This is a genomic window from Chitinophaga sp. (assembly GCF_036569125.1).
Taxonomy (GTDB): Bacteria; Bacteroidota; Bacteroidia; order Chitinophagales; family Chitinophagaceae; genus Chitinophaga.
In genome coordinates this window covers 1-20,066 of sequence record NZ_DATCRF010000800.1, presented here as the reverse complement: position 1 = coordinate 20,066, position 20,066 = coordinate 1, and the positions used below count along the sequence as shown (strand labels likewise).

The 20,066-nt window shown below is 46.8% G+C and carries 21 protein-coding genes; 13 read left to right on the top strand and 8 right to left on the bottom strand.

Annotated features, from left to right (window positions below):
- The 6 genes from VIM87_RS29495 to VIM87_RS29470 all read right to left on the bottom strand — a co-directional run.
- Window positions 1–378 (bottom strand): RpiB/LacA/LacB family sugar-phosphate isomerase (locus VIM87_RS29495; RefSeq protein ID WP_332000446.1); only part of this gene is annotated, 378 nt, incomplete at its 3' end.
- A gap of 101 nt (window positions 379–479) precedes the next feature.
- Window positions 480–1,340, bottom strand: coding sequence for a twin-arginine translocase subunit TatC (gene tatC / locus VIM87_RS29490; RefSeq protein WP_332000445.1), 861 nt, complete (start codon window positions 1,338–1,340; stop codon window positions 480–482).
- A 634-nt stretch (window positions 1,341–1,974) separates the two neighbouring features.
- The gene (locus VIM87_RS29485) at window positions 1,975–3,243 is read right to left on the bottom strand and encodes a hemolysin family protein (protein WP_332000444.1); all 1,269 of its coding nucleotides are present in this window, start codon (window positions 3,241–3,243) and stop codon (window positions 1,975–1,977) included.
- Between the two features lie 124 nt (window positions 3,244–3,367).
- Window positions 3,368–3,934, bottom strand: a complete 567-nt coding sequence (gene gmk / locus VIM87_RS29480) for a guanylate kinase (RefSeq protein ID WP_332000443.1) — start codon at window positions 3,932–3,934, stop codon at window positions 3,368–3,370.
- A gap of 133 nt (window positions 3,935–4,067) precedes the next feature.
- The gene (murA, locus tag VIM87_RS29475; protein WP_332000442.1) at window positions 4,068–5,378 is read right to left on the bottom strand and encodes a UDP-N-acetylglucosamine 1-carboxyvinyltransferase; all 1,311 of its coding nucleotides are present in this window, start codon (window positions 5,376–5,378) and stop codon (window positions 4,068–4,070) included.
- Window positions 5,375–6,061: a DUF4290 domain-containing protein gene (locus VIM87_RS29470; protein WP_414649678.1), complete on the bottom strand. Its 687-nt coding sequence runs from the start codon at window positions 6,059–6,061 to the stop codon at window positions 5,375–5,377. The genes murA and VIM87_RS29470 overlap by 4 nt, the downstream gene beginning before the upstream one ends.
- A 187-nt stretch (window positions 6,062–6,248) precedes the next feature.
- Here VIM87_RS29470 and VIM87_RS29465 point away from each other — a divergent pair, with 187 nt between their 5' ends.
- The gene (locus VIM87_RS29465) at window positions 6,249–6,938 is read left to right on the top strand and encodes an alpha/beta fold hydrolase (RefSeq protein WP_332000440.1); all 690 of its coding nucleotides are present in this window, start codon (window positions 6,249–6,251) and stop codon (window positions 6,936–6,938) included.
- Between the two features lie 118 nt (window positions 6,939–7,056).
- Here the strand turns inward: VIM87_RS29465 and VIM87_RS29460 are convergent, their stop codons facing one another.
- Entirely contained in the window at window positions 7,057–7,524 is a 468-nt protein-coding gene (locus VIM87_RS29460; protein ID WP_029465139.1) for an Lrp/AsnC ligand binding domain-containing protein, read from the bottom strand.
- Window positions 7,525–8,049: 525 nt separating this feature from the next.
- Here VIM87_RS29460 and trmB point away from each other — a divergent pair.
- The 8 genes from trmB to VIM87_RS29420 all read left to right on the top strand — a co-directional run bounded on the left by trmB (window position 8,050) and on the right by VIM87_RS29420 (window position 13,279).
- The gene (gene trmB / locus VIM87_RS29455) at window positions 8,050–8,754 is read left to right on the top strand and encodes a tRNA (guanosine(46)-N7)-methyltransferase TrmB (protein WP_217602768.1); all 705 of its coding nucleotides are present in this window, start codon (window positions 8,050–8,052) and stop codon (window positions 8,752–8,754) included.
- Window positions 8,729–8,938, top strand: a complete 210-nt coding sequence (locus VIM87_RS29450) for a DUF5522 domain-containing protein (protein WP_332000439.1) — start codon at window positions 8,729–8,731, stop codon at window positions 8,936–8,938. The genes trmB and VIM87_RS29450 overlap by 26 nt, the downstream gene beginning before the upstream one ends.
- Window positions 8,856–9,299 (top strand): MGMT family protein, encoded by a 444-nt coding sequence (locus tag VIM87_RS29445; protein WP_332000438.1) that lies wholly within the window; start codon window positions 8,856–8,858, stop codon window positions 9,297–9,299. The genes VIM87_RS29450 and VIM87_RS29445 overlap by 83 nt, the downstream gene beginning before the upstream one ends.
- Before the next feature lie 56 nt (window positions 9,300–9,355).
- Window positions 9,356–9,799: an IPExxxVDY family protein gene (locus tag VIM87_RS29440; RefSeq protein ID WP_089907408.1), complete on the top strand. Its 444-nt coding sequence runs from the start codon at window positions 9,356–9,358 to the stop codon at window positions 9,797–9,799.
- An 82-nt stretch (window positions 9,800–9,881) separates the two neighbouring features.
- Window positions 9,882–10,112: a 4a-hydroxytetrahydrobiopterin dehydratase gene (locus tag VIM87_RS29435; RefSeq protein WP_332000437.1), complete on the top strand. Its 231-nt coding sequence runs from the start codon at window positions 9,882–9,884 to the stop codon at window positions 10,110–10,112.
- A 107-nt stretch (window positions 10,113–10,219) separates the two neighbouring features.
- Window positions 10,220–12,205, top strand: a complete 1,986-nt coding sequence (locus VIM87_RS29430) for a histidine kinase (RefSeq protein ID WP_332000436.1) — start codon at window positions 10,220–10,222, stop codon at window positions 12,203–12,205.
- A gap of 29 nt (window positions 12,206–12,234) precedes the next feature.
- Entirely contained in the window at window positions 12,235–12,981 is a 747-nt protein-coding gene (locus VIM87_RS29425; RefSeq protein WP_332000435.1) for a LytR/AlgR family response regulator transcription factor, read from the top strand.
- Between the two features lie 124 nt (window positions 12,982–13,105).
- Window positions 13,106–13,279: a hypothetical protein gene (locus tag VIM87_RS29420; protein ID WP_202909143.1), complete on the top strand. Its 174-nt coding sequence runs from the start codon at window positions 13,106–13,108 to the stop codon at window positions 13,277–13,279.
- 56 nt (window positions 13,280–13,335) lie between these two features.
- Here the strand turns inward: VIM87_RS29420 and rho are convergent, their stop codons facing one another.
- Entirely contained in the window at window positions 13,336–15,048 is a 1,713-nt protein-coding gene (gene rho / locus VIM87_RS29415) for a transcription termination factor Rho (RefSeq protein WP_414649679.1), read from the bottom strand.
- 509 nt (window positions 15,049–15,557) lie between these two features.
- On the opposite strand from rho, the gene asnS reads away from it, so the two are divergent.
- The 4 genes from asnS to VIM87_RS29395 all read left to right on the top strand — a co-directional run.
- Window positions 15,558–16,994 carry an asparagine--tRNA ligase gene (gene asnS, locus VIM87_RS29410; protein WP_332000434.1) on the top strand — a complete coding sequence of 479 codons (1,437 nt, stop codon included), beginning with the start codon at window positions 15,558–15,560 and terminating at the stop codon, window positions 16,992–16,994.
- Between the two features lie 255 nt (window positions 16,995–17,249).
- Window positions 17,250–17,777 (top strand): biopolymer transporter ExbD, encoded by a 528-nt coding sequence (locus tag VIM87_RS29405; protein WP_332000433.1) that lies wholly within the window; start codon window positions 17,250–17,252, stop codon window positions 17,775–17,777.
- A gap of 145 nt (window positions 17,778–17,922) precedes the next feature.
- On the top strand, window positions 17,923–18,882 hold the full coding sequence (locus VIM87_RS29400) for an isopenicillin N synthase family dioxygenase (protein WP_332000432.1): 960 nt from the start codon (window positions 17,923–17,925) through the stop codon (window positions 18,880–18,882).
- Between the two features lie 89 nt (window positions 18,883–18,971).
- On the top strand, window positions 18,972–20,066 hold a 1,095-nt coding region (locus tag VIM87_RS29395), incomplete at its 3' end, for a chromate transporter (RefSeq protein ID WP_332000431.1).

The following is a 20,066-nucleotide window of genomic DNA, read 5'->3' as shown; positions in this document are numbered from 1 at the left end:
TATAAATACATTGATCATTTGCCTGGCTACATCGGTATCTACAAACCTGGCGGGAATGCAGATGATGTTAGCCTCATTGTGCCCGCGTGCCAGCCTGGCCAGCTCTTCGCCCCAGCAAATGGCAGCGCGTACGCCCTGGTGTTTATTAGCGGTAATGGCCACCCCGTTTGCGCTGCCGCATACCAATACGCCAAAGGCTACTTCTTCCCTTTCTACTGCGGTAGCTACGGGATGCGCATAATCCGGATAGTCGGCTGAATCTTTTGAATGTGCGCCAAAATCTTTCACCTGCAGGCCCAGGCCTTCCAGGTAAGAAATAATTTCTTCTTTATATTCAAACCCGGCATGGTCGGAACCAACGGCTACGGGTAATGACATGTTAAATAATGGTGGATGTTGCATTAGCTTTCATATTTACGATCTTAGATTTACGATTTAAGATTGAAATCTAAAATCGTAAATCATAATATCTAAAATCTTTAAGACCACTCTTCATCTACTACCGGGCGGCGATCGCTGTCATCCATATCTTTCAGAGCCTTCTTGGATATAAAGATACTGATTTCATACAGCAAATACAGCGGTGTAAATACGATCAGCTGATCCACCACATCCGGTGGCGTAATAACCGCTGCCAGCACCAGTATCACCACAATAGCATGGCGGCGGTAAGAGCGCATGAAATCCGGCGTTAACAAGCCTATTTTGGTAAGGAAGAATACCAGTATCGGCAGCTCAAACAACACACCCATACCCAGTATGATCTGTGTCATTAAAGAGAAGTAATCATCCAGGAAGAACTGGTTCACTGCTTTATCTGTTACTGTGTAACCGGCCAGGAAGTTAATGGTAAAAGGCGCCATCAGGAAATAGCTGAATGCCACACCTAAAAAGAACTGGAACGATACCCAGAAGATAATGCCCCGGGCGCCTTTCAGCTCTCTTTCCTTTAATGCAGGTTTAATAAAGCGCCAGAACTCCCAGAAGATATAAGGGAAGGCCAGCACCAGGCCCAGGATAAAGGCCAGCTTAAACTGCAGCATGATCTGCCCGGCCATCTTAAAGTTCTGGAACTGCACCTTTACAGGGGTGATACACATCTTATCGCCCAGGCCAGCCCAGTGGCTTACCTTACACATCAGTATGTAAGAAGGGAAGTTAGCATTGGTAGGTCCAAAGATCACATTGTCCAGTATCTCTTTAGTATATACGAAACCAAAAATGCTAAACACCGAAATGGCTATCACTGACCGGATAATGTGCCAGCGCAGGTCTTCCAGGTGGTCGAAAAAAGACATTTCTGCCTTGTCACTATTATTCGCGAAAATCTTCTTGAACATCGTATTAAAGTAGCTCGGTGTAGAATGAAATCAAAATCAAGAGCACAAATATATAGAAAGGCTCCAAGCAATAGGTAAAAATGTAGATGAAGGCTTATTTAACGCTTTAAATGGAAGGGTGCGGAGGTATAGGTGAGCTACACAGGCGGCGATGGAGTAGGTACAAAAAAAGAGCCAGCCCGAGAAGAATCAAGAGCCGGCCTTTCATCCATTGTTTGTTAACCCCAAAAAAGTTGAATTCGAGAATGTCTTCTGCTTCCAGATCTGCTGCTTATTCGATTGATGGCAAGCTTTCAAAATAAGTTTTATCTCTGGTTGCGTCTAAATTTCTATCACAAAAATAGAAAGAATTATTTTATTATCAACGTTGTAACAATATTTTTTACAACCCTTTAACAAAAATCAAATAATAGTGTTACATCGTCTGTAGCAAATGTATAAAATCCATGTTAAATTCCTAAGACTTTTTTTAAAACGATTTAGCAAATATTTCCACTCAATCGTTTTTGCAGGCTTTCCCTTCTCACACTGCAAATATATTAAAAAAATATAGACAATGTCAAGAATTGGTTCTTATTTCTTTTTCAGGATTTGTTTATCTCTGCTAAACACCGGAACCATAGCGGGTTGTACCCTAAGCTAAAATTTTCATCTTCACCATTTCAATGCGCGTATCTGTTACATTCAGCACATCGAACTCGTAATCGTCTATAATAATACGCTCTTTTAGCCGGGGAATAGTCTCGTGGTGGTTAATAATGTAACCGGAAAGCGTTTCACTCTCATCCTCCGGAAAATCAAATCCATAGCGCTCATTCAGGTAATCCAGCTCCAGGCGGCCGGAGAAGATATATTCCTTTTCAGCAATCTGTTTTTCTACAAACTCCTCTACATCATGCTCATCCTTGATCTCGCCAAAGATCTCTTCCAGCACATCCTCTATGGTTACAATGCCGGCCGTGCCGCCAAACTCGTCCACCACCCAGGCAATACTTTTACGCTCTTTATTGAACTTGCTCAGCAGGTCTATGGCGCTCATGGTTTCGGGCACCACCATAATAGGGTGTATAATGGCCGTAATATCCGCCGGGTTCTTGAACATATCCAGCTGGTGAATGTACCCCAGGATATTGTCGATGGTATTCTCGTAAATAATAATTTTCGACAGCTTGGTTTCCATGAACTTACGCCGTGCATCTGCAATAGGGCTCACTATTTCCAGCGCCTCTATCTCCTTCCGGGGTATTAAGCAGCCCCGGATCTTTACATGGGCCAGCGACAGCGCATTTTCAAACAGCTCCGTATTCAGCTCCTGGCTTTCTGCAAAGTGCTGCTGCGACTGGCGTATGAAATGCTCCACATCCACCCGCACAAAAGAAGGCCTGTTTTCCATGATCCTTACGTTGAACAGGTATTTCAGGATCCATTCGGAAATAGATACCAGCAGGTTGCCTATTACGTATAACGGCTTGGAAATAACCGAAATGGGTAAGGCAAAAAAGCTTAGCAGCGCTTCAGGCCGGGAGCGGAAAATGGCCCGGGGTATAAAAAAGCCCAGGAAAAGCACCATAAAGGTGGCCACTAGAACCTCCATTAACAGCAAAAGGGGCTGATAGCTGGTGCTCAGCGAGGGCGTTACGGTAGATTCCCACAGGGGCTGGAAAATGCCCGCAAACATGATCCCGTAAATAACCAGTATAATGCCAAGGCCCAGCAGGCTGGTAGCCAGGAACCGGGCCGGGTTCTCATTAAAGGTAGCCAGGATCTTGCCGGTGGCCCTGCCCTGCTTCTTTTTAAGCTCAATACTCAGCTTATTCACATTGGCAAAGGCTGTTTCCAGACCGGCAAAAAAACCGGCCAGCAACACCAGTCCAACCAATATTAGGGTAGTATAACTGTCCATTCCAACAAATATAAGATTTTACATAATTGCGAATGACGCCACTGCAAATTGCATGCAAGCGTATTTCACCATTCACCGGTATTTATAGGTATTTTCTGAGGGAGAGGGCCCCTTCAGGGGGCCGTTAAATTTGTATGAAGTTCAAAACCAGCGCTTTTACCGCGGCATATGCTTTTTCCAGGTCATCATTCAGCACTATTTCATCAAATTCCGGGGCAAAAGAAAGCTCATAGCGGGCTTTGGCCAGGCGCTCTTCCAGGGAGGCCTGTGTTTCTGTTCCCCGCTCACTGAGGCGCTCACGCAACGCTTCCAGGGAGGGCGGCTGTATAAAAATGGTAAGGGCCGCCTGCTGGTACTTTTCCTTTATGGATACAGCGCCTTTTACGTCAATATCCACCATGGGCACCTTGCCCAGGTCCCAGATGCGCTGCAGCTCACTTTTAAGGGTACCATAGTACTTGCCTACATATACCATTTCGTATTCTGCAAAGGCATTGGCCTCAATATTCTGATGAAATTCGTCGGTAGAAAGGAAGTAATAGTCGCGCCCGTGCACTTCATTTTCCCGGGGGGTACGGGTACTGGCGGAAATAGAGAATGCCAGCTGCGGCAGTTCCGCTAACAATCTTCTTACAATAGTGGTTTTACCTGCGCCGGAGGGGGCGGTGATGATGATGATCTTATGGTCCATCCGAGTGAATTACGAATTACGAATTATTCAATTACGAATTGGTTGAACGCTATTGAAGTAGTTATGTGAAATGTTGGTCCCATATAAAACCCGCAGTAGCGAAGCACCCAATTCGTAATTCGTAATTGAAAATTTATACGCGTTTAATATCCGCGCCCAGCCTTCTCAGCCTCTCATCAATATACTGGTAGCCGCGGTCTATTTGTTCTATATTCTGAATAGTGCTTTTGCCTTCTGCGCTCAGGGCAGCGATCAGCAGGGCCACCCCTGCCCGTATGTCGGGCGATGACATGGTGATACCCCTTAGCGCATGCTCCCGGCCCAGGCCTATTACAACGGCGCGGTGCGGATCGCACAGCACTATCTGGGCGCCCATATCTATCAGCTTATCCACAAAGAACAGGCGGCTCTCGAACATTTTCTGATGGATCATTACACTGCCCTTAGCCTGGGTGGCTACTACCAGCACAATGCTCAGCAGGTCAGGCGTAAAACCCGGCCAGGGATGATCGTACATGGTAAGGATAGACCCATCCAGGAAGGTTTGTATCTCGTAAGAATCCTGTGCGGGTACATAAATATCATTGCCCCTCAGCTCCAGGTGAATACCCAGCTGGCGGAATTTTTCCGGTATAATACCCAGGTGCTCCACCCCGGCGTTGCGGATGGTGATCTCGCTCTGCGTCATGGCAGCCAGCCCTATAAAGGAGCCTATTTCGATCATATCCGGCAGCATGGCATGGCTGCAGCCTTTCAGGGAAGTTACGCCCTCAATGGTGATCAGGTTGGAGCCTACCCCGCTGATGTTAGCCCCCATGCTGTTCAGCATTTTGCACAGCTGTTGTATGTAGGGTTCGCAGGCAGCGTTGTAAATGGTGGTGGTGCCTTTGGCCATTACGGCCGCCATTATAATATTGGCGGTACCGGTTACAGAAGGTTCATCCAGCAGCATATAGGTGCCTTTTAAACCGTCTGCAGCTTCCAGGCGGAAGAAGTTATCATCTGTATCGTACACAAACTGTACGCCCAGCTTCTCAAAACCAATAATATGTGTATCCAGGCGGCGGCGGCCTATTTTATCACCCCCGGGTTTGGGAATATAAGCTTTGCCATAGCGGGCCAGCAGCGGGCCGGCTATCATTACAGAGCCCCTGAGGCGGCCGGATTTCTTTTTAAATTCCGCGCTCTGGAGGTAAGCCATATCTATATTGGCAGCGGTAAATTCGCAGGTATCACGCGATACGCGGTTCACAGCTACCCCAATATCTGCCAGCAGCTCTATCAGCAGGTTCACATCCAGGATGTCCGGGATGTTGCTGATGATCACCTTCTCCGGCGTAAGCAATACCGCGCTAATGATCTGTAATGCTTCGTTCTTGGCGCCCTGGGGCACAATATCCCCTTTGAGGCGGTTACCGCCCCTTACTTCAAAAGCACTGCTCACTTGTTCCTGTTTTTGTTATTATACTTATTGTTGCTGTGCTTACCACCGGCTTTGCCGTTGTTGCTCTTGAATTTATTTTGCTGGAAGGATTTGCGCTTCATGCTGCCGCCACCGCCGCCGGTGTTACCGCTGCGGGGAAACTCATTACCACTGTTACCCCCGCTGAAGCTGGCTGTAGCCGCATGGCTGCTGCCGGCCCCGGCATGGTATTCCAGCTGCCCGTTGGTAATGGTGCTCAGCTCAGAACGAACCGCATCGTCATGCACACTTTCTTTATGCCAGTTGCTGTAAGCCAGTTTCATGTAGTTGCCGATACATTGGGTAAACCCTTCTTTTTTCTCCGGGTTCTCTTCATGCAGGGCTTTGTCGATCACCATTTCCAGGTTTTTGCCAAAGTGGCGCAGCTTGGGATATTTTTTAGGATACGTAAGCTTTTCAGGCTTGTATTTCAGCGTTTCCCGGGTGGGTATGGGGTAGGGAGATTCTACGTTCAGCTTAAAATCGGAGATCAGGAACAGGTGATCCCACAGCTTATGCCGGAAATCCTCTACGTTCCTGAGGTGGGGGTTCAGGGTGCCCATCAGCTCTATTAAGGCCATAGCCTGGCCCTGGCGTTGCTCCTCATCTTCAAGGCTCAGCAGGTATTCGATCATTTTCTGAATATTCCTGCCGTATTCCTTCATTATTAAATGATTACGGGTTGTATTGTATTCCATTAGATGAATTATCTATAATATAAACGTCAATAAATTTGTTCGGATTGTTAAGTCAACTTTACGCGAAGAAACAAAGTAAGGAATAAAGTGTACTTTGCTGTGAAGTAACCGTAGCTGCAAACTTAGCAAAAAAACCTCAAATATACTTTACAATATGCCTGCCATTTTAATGCTACACGGCGCATTGGGCACTCAAGCACAATTTTTACCGCTGCGCTCCCTGTTAGAAGAACAGCACACCATTCACACCTTTGATTTTATAGGCCATGGCCTGGCTGAGCCGGCCCCGGAAGGCGTTAGCGTGCCGCTGCTGGCACAGCAGGTGCTGGAACAGCTGGATGCGCTGAAGCTGAATTCCGTCACCCTTTTTGGTTACAGCATGGGCGGGTATGTAGCCATGTACCTGGCCAGGCATTATCCGCAGCGGGTAGGTAAAGTGATCACATTAGCTACCAAGTACCACTGGAATGCCGCTATTGCCGCCAAAGAGGTAAATATGCTGGATGCTGCGGTTATTGAGCAAAAGGTGCCTGCCTTTGCTACGGCTTTAGAGCAGCGCCATGCCCGGCAGGGCTGGAAAAAGGTGCTATCCCATACGGCCGCGCTCATGCAGCAGCTGGGCGCGCAGCCTTTGCTGGCAGCGGAAGACTATGCAACCATTACTATCCCCGCCCTGCTGATGCTGGGCGACCGGGATACCATGGTAACCTTAACAGAAACGGTGGAAGTGTACCGTGCCTTACCCCAGGCGCAGCTGGCCGTGCTGCCCGGCACCCCGCATCCGCTGGAAAAGGCGGATCCTGCGCTGGTAGCGGCGCTGCTGCAAAGATTTTTAAATGAATAATGCTGTATTATTCATGGTACGTGAAGGAGGTTATGCTTACCTACAGTGGCTACAGTTCAGTGTTAGCTTGTTAAGTTTTAGTTCACAACGTTCTTTTCACAACGGGAATTGCTCAGGGCTACTCAACTACATTGATGGTACGGTAAAAGCTCTCTTCCAGGGAAATGAGGGTTTCCGTTCTTTCAATGCCTTTGATCTTCTGCAGCTCATCGTGTAATATTCTCCGAAGCTGGGTAATGTCTTTACAGATGATCTCTGCAAACATGCTATAGCTGCCGGTTGTATAGTTCAGGCGTACCATTTCAGGGATCTTGCGCAGTTCTTTGGCCACGGTGTCGTACATTGAACTTTTTTCCAGGTAAATACCAATAAAGGCTATTACATCGTACCCGATCATTTTTAAATCTACATGTAATTTTGTACCTTTAACGATACCCAGTTCTTGTAGTTTCTTCATTCTTACGTGGATCGTTCCACCGGAAACAAACAATTTCTTCCCGAGGTCAGCGTAGGAGATCTCTGCGTTGTTCATCATTTCACTGATGATCTGAAGATCAAGTTTGTCAATATTCAAATTGTGGCTCATTTTTACAATTTGTTTTTGATTGTTTTAAATACCCATGCAAATATTTAAAAAATATCGAAATTTCAAAAATTTTTCTTAAAAAATTTGCAAAAAATCCCCTCTCTATTTAGATTTGCATCATTGAAAGTTTGGAAAACGGAAATAAGCCAGGCTAAAAAGTAGCCCACGCCTTCCGGAACAAATCGCCAACATATACTGTGGGGTGATGGAATTGGCAGACATGCCCTCTTGTCTCGAGGGTGGGGAGTCCAGGATAAACATAGCGTAATGGGTTGACCACTAATCTTATTTGTGCTAAGGCTAACTGCCCCGTGGAGGTTCGAATCCTTCTCCTACAGCTTTTAACGGCCGTTTCAAGTAATTGGAACGGCCGTTTTGTTTCTTAGCCGCATCCAAAACAGATCGTTGCCCACCTGCGTCCCCTGCCGTCAAATATATCCATTATAATATGAATAGCTTCATAAGATCTGCATCTTTCCTTTGATTTTGATGAACAAAACCTGCAAATGAGATATTTTTGCGCTAATGGGACAAAAGAAACTGCAGCGTTTTGCTGAGATCGAGACTTTTCCGAATGTGCTGATATACCCGGAGAACATGCCTGGTAAGTGGGCCGGCTTTTTTGGCAATCAAAATCCGCTTACCCTGGAGCTGGCCTGTGGCAAGGGGGATTATACCCTGGCGCTGGCCCGGCGGTTCCCGGAACAGAACTTCCTGGGTGTGGACCTGAAGGGTAACCGTATATGGCGGGGCGCTAAAACTGCTATAGAGGAACCTTTACGGAATGTAGCCTTCCTGCGCACCCAGATCGATAAGCTGGACCGGTATTTTGCACCGGGAGAAATAGGCGAGATCTGGATCACTTTCCCCGACCCCTTCCTGCGCCAGTCAAAATCAAAAAAGCGGCTTACCCATCCCAAATTTTTGCAGCTGTACCAGCCACTGCTGGCGCCGGGCGCCACTATTAATCTGAAAACAGACAGCCCGGAGCTGTATGCTTTTACCAAAGAAGTAATAGCGGCCTGTAATTGTGAAACCCTGGAAGATATCAGCGACGTATATGCGCTGCCGGAAGTACCCGCCCTGCTACAGATCAAAACATTTTATGAAGGCATGCACCTGAGCAACGGGCGCACCATCCGCTACCTGCGTTTCCGCCTGCCGGTTACGCCCATTAACTGGCGTGAGATAAAGCTAACTGCAGATGCAGCCACTGAAGGAGCATATTGATTTTTATTATAACGAACACGGCTATATGGTATTTACCGCACAGTACCACCTGAACCGCGGAAACTGTTGTGGAAATGGCTGTAAACATTGTCCATTTGATTATGAAAAAGTCCCGGAGCCCAAAAGAACCACCCTCCTTGCCGCCCGCCAAAAGCAGCAGGAAAAAGGACCCAGCGGAGACTAACTCCTTTTTTCCAAGGGTATATGAATTAGTGCGGCAAATACCCAAAGGCCGTGTAACCTCTTATGGTGCGCTGGCAGAAGCTTCCGGCCTTCGTATCACCGCACGCATGGTAGGCTGGGCCATGTATGCAGCCTCCACTGCCAAACCGCCCATACCCGCACACCGCGTGGTGAACAGCAGCGGGGTATTAAGTGGCAAAGATCATTTTGAAACCCCTACCCTTATGCAGGAGCTGCTGGAGCAGGAAGGAATTATTATAAAGAAAGATAAAATTCAAGATTTTAAAACCGTATTTTGGGACCCGGTAACCTCCCAAAAAGGGACAAGAAGAAAAGCAGCGGGCAAAAAAAACGAAGTGTAGATTTCAATAACAAACAGATAACAAATTACCACGGCCTGTTATCCTGAATATTTATTATGTCGGCATTAAAACTTAAGCTGGATCAAGATCAGCTGGTAGAAGATTTCTTTGATTGTACCCACCTGGTGGGCATTGTATCTGCTGCCCGTGATTATCAGCTGTGCTGGCAATTGAATAAACAGCTGTTCTATCATTTCCGGGTAAATAATTCCCTGGAAATAAAACTGACCAAACACCAGCGCGCTTTTTATTTTACAGTATTTGAATTTCAGGAGCCTACAAAGTCCGTATCACACTATCTTTACAATAATCACTGCAAGGCAGAGTTTTTGTTGCCTGAATTAAAGAATATAGATTACCTGTGGCTGATCAAAGGGGATTATTACCAGCTGCAGGATGTGAAAAAATTAACAGAGGAATTACGCCGCGTAGAGCTAGTACAATTAGTATCTTTATTGGACCTAAGAGATATCAAGAATAAGGTGAACCTTATATTTTAACAGGACAAGAAAGGACAGTAAACCGTTTAGGGATTCCCGTTACCAGCTCCGTGCATTTTATTGTTTAACATAAACCTATTTTATGTGGCAAGAGAAGAACAATCAACTGTACCGTTCTTTCGAGTTCAGTGACTTTAAGGAAGCCTTTGCTTTTATGACCAAAGTAGCGCTGGCCGCAGAAAAAATGGATCACCATCCATACTGGACCAATGTTTACAACAAGGTAGAAATATACCTGAACACGCATGATGCAGGCAATGTGATAACGGAAAAAGATCACCGGTTGGCCAAAACCATTGACGGTTTGTTATAAACATATATTAAATACCTGTGAAGCGGATCGCTTATTTATTCTTATTCATTTGTTATTCCGCTGGCATATACGCCCAACCACCCACTGAAGATACTTTATCAATAGATATGGGGGCGCCACCTGCCAGCGCAGACCTGCGCCCCTACGTGTACAGCCTGGACATACCCGGCCGCTCCTTTTCCCTTTCTCAGATTAACCAGCAAACATTTACACAGCAGCCCGGGCTGTTTCACGCCCAGCCCAGGTATAACAAACAGCCGCATAACTGCTGGCTGAAATTCACCATACGCAATACCGGCCTTAAAGACAGCAGCCTTACTTTTTTTACCGGCTGGCACGACTTTATGTACTGGTATGCCGGTATGCATGATCACTACCAGCTGCTGTCACAAACCGGTTTAATGCTGGACCGTGGCAATGTAAACCGCTGGGAGCGTTATGCATTCCCGGTAGTGGTGCCCGCCGGGCAGTCCCGTACTTTTTTACTGCACATCATTAACCGGTCCTATAACGAAAGCGCGCTAATGCCGGTGCTGTATGATGGCCTGGGGTACGAACGTTTCCGCAACCACCAGATCAATACTTTCCGGGCTGAGGCGGTAGTGATACAGGTGTTGCTGGGCATGCTGTTAGTATTCCTAACTATTGCCATTATCAACTACATACAGCTGCCGGACCGGTCTTACCTGTACTTTGCAGCCTACATTCTGGGCCTTATAATGTTCTTTGCCCTGCGTTTGGAAAGCAAGCCTTACCAGCTGTCTGTTTTTCACCGCTGGCCCATGTTAAAATATTACTGGAATATTCCGGCGCTGCTGTTCTGCTTTTACCTCATGTACCTGATGTTTGGCAATGCCTTCCTGAACCTGAAGGAAAGGTACCCTTACATGGAACGTGTTTTTACCATTGCAGCTGCCTGTACCGGGGGAGTGATCATTATTTGCTTTTATTGCATTGGCCAGCAGCTATACCATGTGCCGGGTATTATTTACAGCTATTTATACCTGGGCCTGCTGCTGCCGCAGCTGATCGTATTTGTGGCGCTGGCCAAACGTTCCCGCCACCATCCGCTGGTGCGTTTTTTCCTGTTAGGCTCTATCTGCTATTACCTGGCCAGCCTGCTGGGTTTTATATTCCAGATAAAGCCCCTGGGCTTCTTTAATGCACTGGGCATGTTTTCCGCGCCTACCATGCCCATGATAGCAGGCGTATTTTTACAGGCCATGTTTTTCCTGGCGGGATTAAGCTACCGCAACAAACTGGTGCATCACGAACGCACCAAAACCCAGGAAATGCTTATTAAGCAATTGAATAAGAATAAGGAATTACAACGTAAGCTCAATGAGCAGCTGGAAGAGCTGGTAAAAGAGCAAACCTCTGAAATACTGCGCAAAAAGCAGGAGCTGGAAGAGCAGCGGCAAATACAGCTGAATATAGAGTACGATAAAAAGCTTACGGAAATAGAGCTGAAAGCCATTCGTGCGCAGATCAATCCACACTTTATTTTTAATTGCCTGAATTCTATCCAGCTGTTTGTAATGCAGCGGGATTATGAATATGCACAAAAATACCTGTCCGACTTCTCTTACCTCATACGCAAAACACTGGATTTTTCCCGGCGCAATTTTATTACCTTAACAGACGAGATCACCTACCTGAATACCTATCTTGGCCTGGAAAAAATGCGCTTTGAAAATAAAATGGAGTATGATATAAGGGTAGATCCGGCGATTGCCACTACGGAGCTGGAAATTCCGGCTATGCTGCTGCAGCCCTATGTGGAAAATGCTGTGAAGTATGGTATGACCAATCCCAATCAACCAATAGGACGGCTGATCATACGCTTCCAGCAGCTGCCGGGCGATATACTGGAATGTATTGTTGAAGATAACGGTATTGGTATTACCCGCTCTAAAGAGCTGCGTACCTTACCCAAACATCACCAGTCATCCGGTATGGAAATAAGCTCTAACCGTGCGGAGCTCCTGAACAAGATGTATAATACGGATATACATATTGAGGTGATTGATAAATTCGCCCGGAATTTTACAGAAAGCGGTACTATTGTAAGAATTTTAATACCACAACTTTAGTAGCCTTAGTTAGACCCCTGGATCAACATATGATAAAAGCGATTATTATAGATGATGAGCGTAACAGCCGGGATATTATTTCCCTGATGCTGGGCAAATACTGCCCGCAGGTGCAAATTGCCGATACCGCATCTGACTGCGCAGACGGCATCAGTAAAATAAAGCAACATCAGCCACAGTTGGTTTTCCTGGATCTTGAAATGCCGGATGGCACCGGGTTTGACGTGCTGCAGGGCACCCAGGACGATGCCTCTTTTGAAGCCGTATTTGTAACTGCTTTTGAAAAAAAATTCCTGCACGCCATCCGCTTCAGTGAAGTAGAGATCATTTTAAAACCTATTGATAAAGAAAGCCTGCTGCAGGCCGTGCAAACGGTATCACAGCGTATAAATTCACAGGCCAGCAAAAACCGCTACCGGGTATTGCTGGATAATTTTAACCATGGCAAGCAGGCCAACTGGAACTTACTTTTACCCCTGGCCAACAGCCAGGAAACTACCATACGCACTACGGCTATTGAGTACCTGGAATCCGGTACGGAAGGTTGCAGCTTTTACCTGGAAGATGGTACTGTATTACAGGTGGAGCGCAGCTTCCGGCATTATGCCGACCTGTTTATACCCCTGCGTTTTTACCAGGTGAACAATACACAAATGGTACAGCTTTCGCATATTAACCGTGTAATGAATGATAGCCAGCATATACTGCTAAACAGTGGTGCGCAGCTGGAAATAACGGAGCGGAGGAAGAAGGATCTGCTGAGTTTTTACCGGTAGTCCACAGTCTATAGTCGATGGTCCATTGCATTCATCGCTATAAAAAGGTGCCCCCGGAGAAGCATATAATGGTGGTAATAGCTAAATTGGCAGTATTTTAGCAGTATCATATAAAAATATCACTATGAAAAATCGTGCTTTGCAGGTATGCTGCGGAATACTGGCTGCTGGCATTTTATTAAGCAGCTGTGTTACAACGCATAATCCTAACGGCCTGCCACCGGGGCAACAGAAAAAGATCTACGGAACAAAATCTGCCAAACCCTTTGCACCGGGGCAGCAGAAAAAAGGATACTAATAAAAAAGTTCCGGTTGTAGCCGGAACTTTTTTATTTACTGAATATGTTATGCTGTTTATCCGTTCATGGATATCAGGAATTCTTCATTGTTCTTGGTGCCGCGCATGTGCTGCAGCATAAAGTTCATGGATTCTTCCGTGTTCATATCGGCCAGGTGGTTGCGCAGGATGTAGATACGTTTCAGCATATCTTTTTCCAGCAGCAATTCATCGCGGCGTGTAGACGATGCCGTTACATCAATAGCCGGGAATACGCGCCTGTTAGCCAGCTTACGATCCAGCTGCAGCTCCATGTTACCGGTACCTTTAAATTCTTCAAAGATCACCTCATCCATTTTAGAGCCGGTGTCTATCAAAGCAGTAGCCAGTATGGTTAAGGAACCGCCGTTCTCAATTTTACGGGCAGCGCCAAAGAACTGTTTGGGTTTTTGCATGGCGTTGGCTTCCACACCACCGCTCAGTACCTTACCGGATGCCGGCGCCACGGTATTGTGCGCACGGGCTAAACGGGTAATGGAATCCAGCAGTATTACCACATCATGTCCGCACTCTACCAAACGTTTTGCTTTTTGCAATGCAATGGCAGATACTTTCACGTGTTTTTCCGCAGGTTCATCAAAGGTTGAAGCAATTACTTCTGCTTTAACGCTGCGTTCCATATCGGTTACTTCCTCAGGGCGTTCATCTATCAGCACCACCATCAGGTAAACTTCCGGGTGGTTGGTGGCAATAGCGTTGGCCACTTCTTTCAGCAGCATGGTTTTACCCACTTTAGGCTGCGCTACTATCAGTCCGCGCTGGCCTTTACCAATGGGGGTAAACATATCCATGATGCGGGTGGAGTAGTTATTGGAAGTAGTTGTTAATCTCAGCTTTTCGAAAGGGAACAAGGGCGTCAGGTAATCGAAAGGTACGCGGTCGCGCACTTCTTCCGGTGATTTGCCGTTGATGGTTTCCACTTTCAGTAAAGCAAAATATTTTTCTCCTTCTTTCGGCGGGCGTACAGAGCCTTTCACGGTATCGCCGGTTTTTAAACCGAACAGTTTTATCTGGGAGGGAGAAACATAAATATCATCCGGTGAGCTCAGGTAATTATAATCGGATGAGCGCAGGAAACCATAACCATCGGGCATCATTTCCAATACGCCTTCACTTACTATTATACCGTCAAACTCAATATTGAATACGGGTTCTTTTTTCGGGAAGCGCTGCTGCTGGGCCTGCGGCTGCGGCTTGCTGCTGGCAGCGGGGAAAAGCGTTTCGTCGGGTAATACAAAATCATCGTCGTCATCCTCTTCCTCTTCTTCCTCCTCTACTGCAACCGGTTCTTCTTCATGTGTTTCATCTTCTGTAAAAGCCGGTAATACAATATCGTCGTCGTCGTCAAATGTGAGGGAAGGAATGCTATCCAGGTCTATATCAAAATCTTTTGTTTTTGACTTAGGGGCGGCTGGTTTCGCCGGCTGCTCATCTTCCTGATCGTGATCATCATGGTCGGCACCTTTAGTTTTAGCGCCGGGTTTTCTTCCACGTTTGGCAGGTTTTTCTTCTGCATGGGCAGGTTCTTCAGCTACTGGTGTTTCTTCTTCGTCTTTTTTAGTTGGTTTCCGTTTGCGTGTTTTCTTTTCTTCGCCGTTGGCCGGGTTACCTTCAGAGGCCATCACTGCCTGCTTGTCCAGGATTTTGTAGATGAGGTCCTGTTTGCTAAGTTTCTTTGCGTTGGTCACATCGAGTTTCTCTGCAATGTCAAGCAGCTCAGGAACGAGCATGTCGTTCAATTGTAAGATGTCGTACATCATCGTGTGTTGTCAAATTTTTTAGGAGTGTGTTTAGGCGGGTACCACTACATACCAACATACACCAATTACAAATAATTGTTTTTTGAGTCCAATAAATTTAATTTGGTTATTAAATCTGATAGGGATTGTTGAGTTCAGGAACTGCTGATGAAGATGGAAATAATAAACTTGATCAGGCAGATAATAACTGCAAGATTAATACAACTTTTATTATTATCCAAAAAAAGTTGGATACCTGTATACCCTACAGATCATTGCCCATGGCAGGGTACACCCCTCTCAACCTTGCGGAAATCATAGCCGTGGCCTGTTCCGGCCGGCCCCTTTTTTCAGCCCGCCCTGGTATTGCCTTTTGCATTCTTAACAGATTTAACATTTTTTTGTGCTAATTGTGCAGGAACCTATTATTGGGTACTTATCCTGCCGGGTTATGGACTCTGGTGTTTAACCCTTATTTTTGCAGTCCTAAAAATCAAATTATGAGCCAAAGAGTTAAAGTCAAGCAAATATTGGCCGATGACAAGGTACAATACGACGTAACGGTAAAAGGTTGGATACGGTCGTTCCGTAACAACCAGTTTATAGCGTTAAATGACGGCTCTACCAATAATAACCTGCAAATAGTTATAGAACCCGGTACAGATGCGGGTTTGCTGAAACGCCTTACCACCGGCGCAGCCATTAGCGTAAAGGGTGAGATCATTGCCTCCCTGGGTAAGGGACAAAAAGTGGAGCTGAAAGCCCGCGAGCTGGAAGTGCTGGGTGATTGTGACCCTGAAAAATACCCTCTGCAGCTAAAAAACCGGCCCAGCCTGGAGTACTTACGTGAAATAGCGCACCTGCGCTTCCGTACCAATACCTTTGGCGCCATTTTCCGTGTACGCCACTCACTGGCTTTTGCCGTGCACCAGTTCTTTAATGAAAGAGGATTTGTATACCTGCATACACCTGTAATTACCGCTTCTGATGCAGAAGGCGCCGGTGAAATGTTCCGCGTAACCACACTGGACCTGAATAAGCCGCCCCGCACAGAAAGCGGCGATATTGATTTCAAGGAAGATTTCTTTGGGCGCGCTACCAACCTTACGGTATCCGGCCAGCTGGAGGGCGAACTGGGCGCTATGGCCTTTGGGGATATTTACACCTTTGGCCCCACTTTCCGTGCAGAAAATTCCAACACCGCCCGCCACCTGGCGGAATTCTGGATGATAGAACCCGAAATGGCGTTCTATGACCTGGAAGATAATATGAACCTGGCCGAAGCATTTATTAAATATGTGATCGGATATGTATTGCAGCACAACCGGGAAGACCTGGAGTTCTTAGCCCAGCGCCTGGCAGAAGAAGAAAAGCAAAAACCCCAGCAGGAACGCAGTGAAATGGGATTGCTGGAAAAGCTGGAATTTGTGCTGAACAATGAGTTTATGCGCCTTACCTATACAGAGGCCATTGATATTCTGAAGAACAGCAAACCCAATAAAAGCAAAAAGTTCAACTACCTGATAGAAGAATGGGGCGCCGACCTGCAAAGTGAGCATGAGCGTTACCTGGTAGAAAAACATTTTAAGAAACCGGTGATATTAACGGATTACCCTGCTGCCATTAAAGCTTTTTATATGAAGCAGAATGAAGATGGTAAAACCGTACGTGCGATGGATATATTATTCCCCGGCATTGGTGAAATAGTGGGCGGTTCCCAGCGGGAAGAAAATTATGACAAGCTGGTAAAACGCATGCAGGAATTACACCTGCCTACGGAGGAGCTGAGCTGGTACCTGGATACCCGCCGCTTTGGCGCCTGCCCGCACGCTGGTTTTGGTTTGGGCTTTGAAAGGCTGGTATTGTTTGTAACCGGTATGGGTAACATCCGCGATGTAATACCTTTCCCCAGAACACCCAAGAGCGCTGAGTTTTAGTAGCGCGGCTTACAGCCACGCGGCCCATAGTCGATGGTCCATAGTCCATTGCATGTTACAAGATGAAGAATATCTAAAGTAACAGCAAGGATGATGGACCATCTTCATTTATAATCACTTGCTTAATCCCCGCTCAAATCTTTCCACGTACAAGGCTATGGACCATGGACCATCGACCATGGATTTTTATGGAATTTCTCTGAGAACTGCATCTAATACACAGCATCCATTTTCTCATATATAAACTGTTGTTGTATGGCAGAACTTAACACCGCATCGCCCGCTGGGCGCGGCCGGGGCGACGTACGCCGCAAAGTACATTCCACCCGCGTTGACATGACACCTATGGTTGACCTGGGCTTTTTACTCATCACTTTTTTCATGCTCACCACCACCCTTGCAAAACCAAAAACAATGGACCTTACCATGCCCCGTGCTGATGGCGACTCCATGGCCTTACCAAACAGCAAGGCGCTTACCATTATGCTGGGCAGCCATGACCGTGTTGCCTGGTATGAAGGTATGGGTAACGACCCTGCACACCCGCCACAGGTGCAGTACAGCAGCTTTGCCGTACATAAAGGCATTGGCGATGTAATACGCAGCAAGCGCCGGCAGGTAATGGAAAAGTTCGGGAACAATGAATTAATGGTGCTGATAAAAGCAGACAATACTTCCAACTATAAGAACGTAGTGGATATTATGGATGAAATGCTGATCAATGATGTTGCCCGCTACGCAATGGTTGATATTACCGACCTGGAAAAGAGTTTCCTCCAATAGTTTTTTATACCCCGCTCTATATATCTCCATACCTGTTACCCCGCCCCTTGTCAGCTTCAGCAATGTACAAGGGGCTTTTTTGTGCGTTTATTAATTCATGATCTTACATTTTTACGGTAACTTTATTTCTCCTAAATAAACCATTATGGCAACTATCACCCACTCCATCCCTGTTGTAGACCTGGCCGCCTTTACCTCCGGCGATGCCAAAAGCAAAGCAGCCTTTGTGCAGGCATTAGGAAAAGCCTATGAAGAAGTAGGTTTTGTAGCAGTAAAGAACCATGGTATCCCGGATGCGCTGATAGCCGACCTGTATAAATACGTACAACAATTTTTTGCGTTACCCTCCGATACCAAGTACCAGTATGAGATCCCTGAGCTGGCCGGCCAGCGTGGCTACACCTCGTTCGGGAAGGAGCATGCCAAGGGTTTTGATGCCCCGGACCTGAAAGAGTTTTTCCAGTTCGGACAAGAGGTGGAAGATGATGACCCGGTAAAAGATGAATATCCGCCGAATGTGATGGTAAAAGAGGTGCCGGAGTTCACGCCTACTTTTCATAAAGCATACCGCGCTTTTGAAAAAAGCGGTAAATACCTGCTGCAGGCCATTGCCATTTTCCTGGGCCTGGATGAGCATTACTTTGATACACAGGTGCATAATGGTAATTCTATTTTACGCGCCATCCATTATCCGCCCATTACACAGGAACCTAAATCCGCTATCCGTGCCGAGCAGCATGAAGATATTAACCTTATTACCCTGTTGGTAGGCGCTTCTGCAGATGGGTTGCAGATCCTGGACAAACAGGATAACTGGGTGCCCGTTACTTCCCTGCCGGAACAAATTGTAGTGAATGTAGGCGATATGTTACAGCGCCTTACCAATAACCGTTTAAAATCCACTACCCACCGCGTGGTAAACCCGCCCCGGGAAATGTGGCATACCAGCCGTTACTCCATCCCCTTTTTCCTGCATCCCAAATCCGGTATGCGGCTGGATTGTCTGGAAAGCTGTGTAACGGATACGCACCCACAGGAATATGCGCCCATTACTGCCGGTGAATATTTAGACGAGCGTTTAAGAGAGATCGGATTGAAAAAATGACCATTCAGCTTATTTGAGGTCTGAATGTTTCAATTTTGTTTTTAACTTCGGCTGTGTTCCTACGTCATATACCTTTTTTAAAGGCTGTTTTGTTTCACAGTATTACGGCTTACGGGGGCCCTCAGGGCCATCTGGCCATGATGCTGAAAACCTTTGTGCAGCAACGTAAGGATGTTACGGAAGAAGAGCTGATGGAATACAACGCTTTCTGCCAGCTGCTGCCGGGCGCCTCCTCCACGCAAACCCTTACGCTTATTGGCTATAAGCGGGGCGGCGTACCGTTAGCGTTTATGACCCTGCTGATCTGGATCACACCTGCCTGCCTGTTAATGGGCTCCTTAAGCTTCCTGCTGCAATACTTTGACAAGAAAGCGCTGAACGTAGATATCTTTAAATTCGTACAGCCTATGGCGGTAGGCTTCCTGGCTTATGGCGGTTTGCGCGCTTATAAGATCAGCATCCGCAATACAGCTACTTTTTTTATTATGCTGGTGGCCATGGCAGCCGCCCTTTTCCTGAAATCACCCTGGACCTTTCCCTCCCTGATCATACTGGGTGGCATTGTATCCAACTTTAGTAATAAACGTATTCCCGGTTCTACAGAAGCGCCCCGCAAAATACAGTGGACCAACCTATGGTTATTTGCGCTGCTGTTCATACTGGCGGGCTTTTTCTCGGAGCTGGCGCGTACCCATAACTGGATCACGCGCAGGCCCTTTAACCTGTTCGAGAACTTTTACCGTTTCGGCAGCCTGGTATTTGGCGGCGGCGATATACTTATTGCCATGATGCTGGAACAATATGTTACCCGCGCCAAAACACAGTTCATGACCGGCACGGAATTGCTGACCGGGGCCGGTATTATGCGCGCTTTACCAGGACCTACCTTCTCCCTCTCTGCCTATGTAGGCGGGATGGTAATGCGTAACCTGGGGATGGGTTACCAGTTCCTGGGCTGCATACTGGCGCCGCTGGCTATATTTTTACCCAGCCTGCTGCTGGTGCTATTCTTCTTCCCTATCTGGCATAACCTGAAAAAGTATGTGGTTATTTACCGGGCATTGGAGGGTATAAACGCCGTGGTGGTGGGTATTATGTGGGCGGCCACTATTATGCTGTTCATGGCGGTTACGCCTCACTGGTATAACCTGCTGATCATGGCTGCCACACTGGCTATTCTGAGT

Excerpts from the sequence above, each read along its gene's own strand:
- tatC (WP_332000445.1), bottom strand. The coding sequence starts at position 1,340 with ATGTTCAAGAAGATTTTCGCGAATAATAGTGACAAGGCAGAAATGTCT.
- VIM87_RS29485 (WP_332000444.1), bottom strand. The coding sequence starts at position 3,243 with ATGGACAGTTATACTACCCTAATATTGGTTGGACTGGTGTTGCTGGCC.
- gmk (WP_332000443.1), bottom strand. The coding sequence starts at position 3,934 with ATGGACCATAAGATCATCATCATCACCGCCCCCTCCGGCGCAGGTAAA.
- VIM87_RS29470 (WP_414649678.1), bottom strand. The coding sequence starts at position 6,061 with ATGAAGGAATACGGCAGGAATATTCAGAAAATGATCGAATACCTGCTG.
- VIM87_RS29465 (WP_332000440.1), top strand. The coding sequence starts at position 6,249 with ATGCCTGCCATTTTAATGCTACACGGCGCATTGGGCACTCAAGCACAA.
- VIM87_RS29460 (WP_029465139.1), bottom strand. The coding sequence starts at position 7,524 with ATGAGCCACAATTTGAATATTGACAAACTTGATCTTCAGATCATCAGT.
- trmB (WP_217602768.1), top strand. The coding sequence starts at position 8,050 with ATGGGACAAAAGAAACTGCAGCGTTTTGCTGAGATCGAGACTTTTCCG.
- VIM87_RS29450 (WP_332000439.1), top strand. The coding sequence starts at position 8,729 with ATGCAGCCACTGAAGGAGCATATTGATTTTTATTATAACGAACACGGC.
- VIM87_RS29445 (WP_332000438.1), top strand. The coding sequence starts at position 8,856 with ATGAAAAAGTCCCGGAGCCCAAAAGAACCACCCTCCTTGCCGCCCGCC.
- VIM87_RS29440 (WP_089907408.1), top strand. The coding sequence starts at position 9,356 with ATGTCGGCATTAAAACTTAAGCTGGATCAAGATCAGCTGGTAGAAGAT.
- VIM87_RS29435 (WP_332000437.1), top strand. The coding sequence starts at position 9,882 with ATGTGGCAAGAGAAGAACAATCAACTGTACCGTTCTTTCGAGTTCAGT.
- VIM87_RS29430 (WP_332000436.1), top strand. The coding sequence starts at position 10,220 with ATGGGGGCGCCACCTGCCAGCGCAGACCTGCGCCCCTACGTGTACAGC.
- VIM87_RS29425 (WP_332000435.1), top strand. The coding sequence starts at position 12,235 with ATGATAAAAGCGATTATTATAGATGATGAGCGTAACAGCCGGGATATT.
- VIM87_RS29420 (WP_202909143.1), top strand. The coding sequence starts at position 13,106 with ATGAAAAATCGTGCTTTGCAGGTATGCTGCGGAATACTGGCTGCTGGC.
- rho (WP_414649679.1), bottom strand. The coding sequence starts at position 15,048 with ATGCTCGTTCCTGAGCTGCTTGACATTGCAGAGAAACTCGATGTGACC.
- asnS (WP_332000434.1), top strand. The coding sequence starts at position 15,558 with ATGAGCCAAAGAGTTAAAGTCAAGCAAATATTGGCCGATGACAAGGTA.
- VIM87_RS29405 (WP_332000433.1), top strand. The coding sequence starts at position 17,250 with ATGGCAGAACTTAACACCGCATCGCCCGCTGGGCGCGGCCGGGGCGAC.
- VIM87_RS29400 (WP_332000432.1), top strand. The coding sequence starts at position 17,923 with ATGGCAACTATCACCCACTCCATCCCTGTTGTAGACCTGGCCGCCTTT.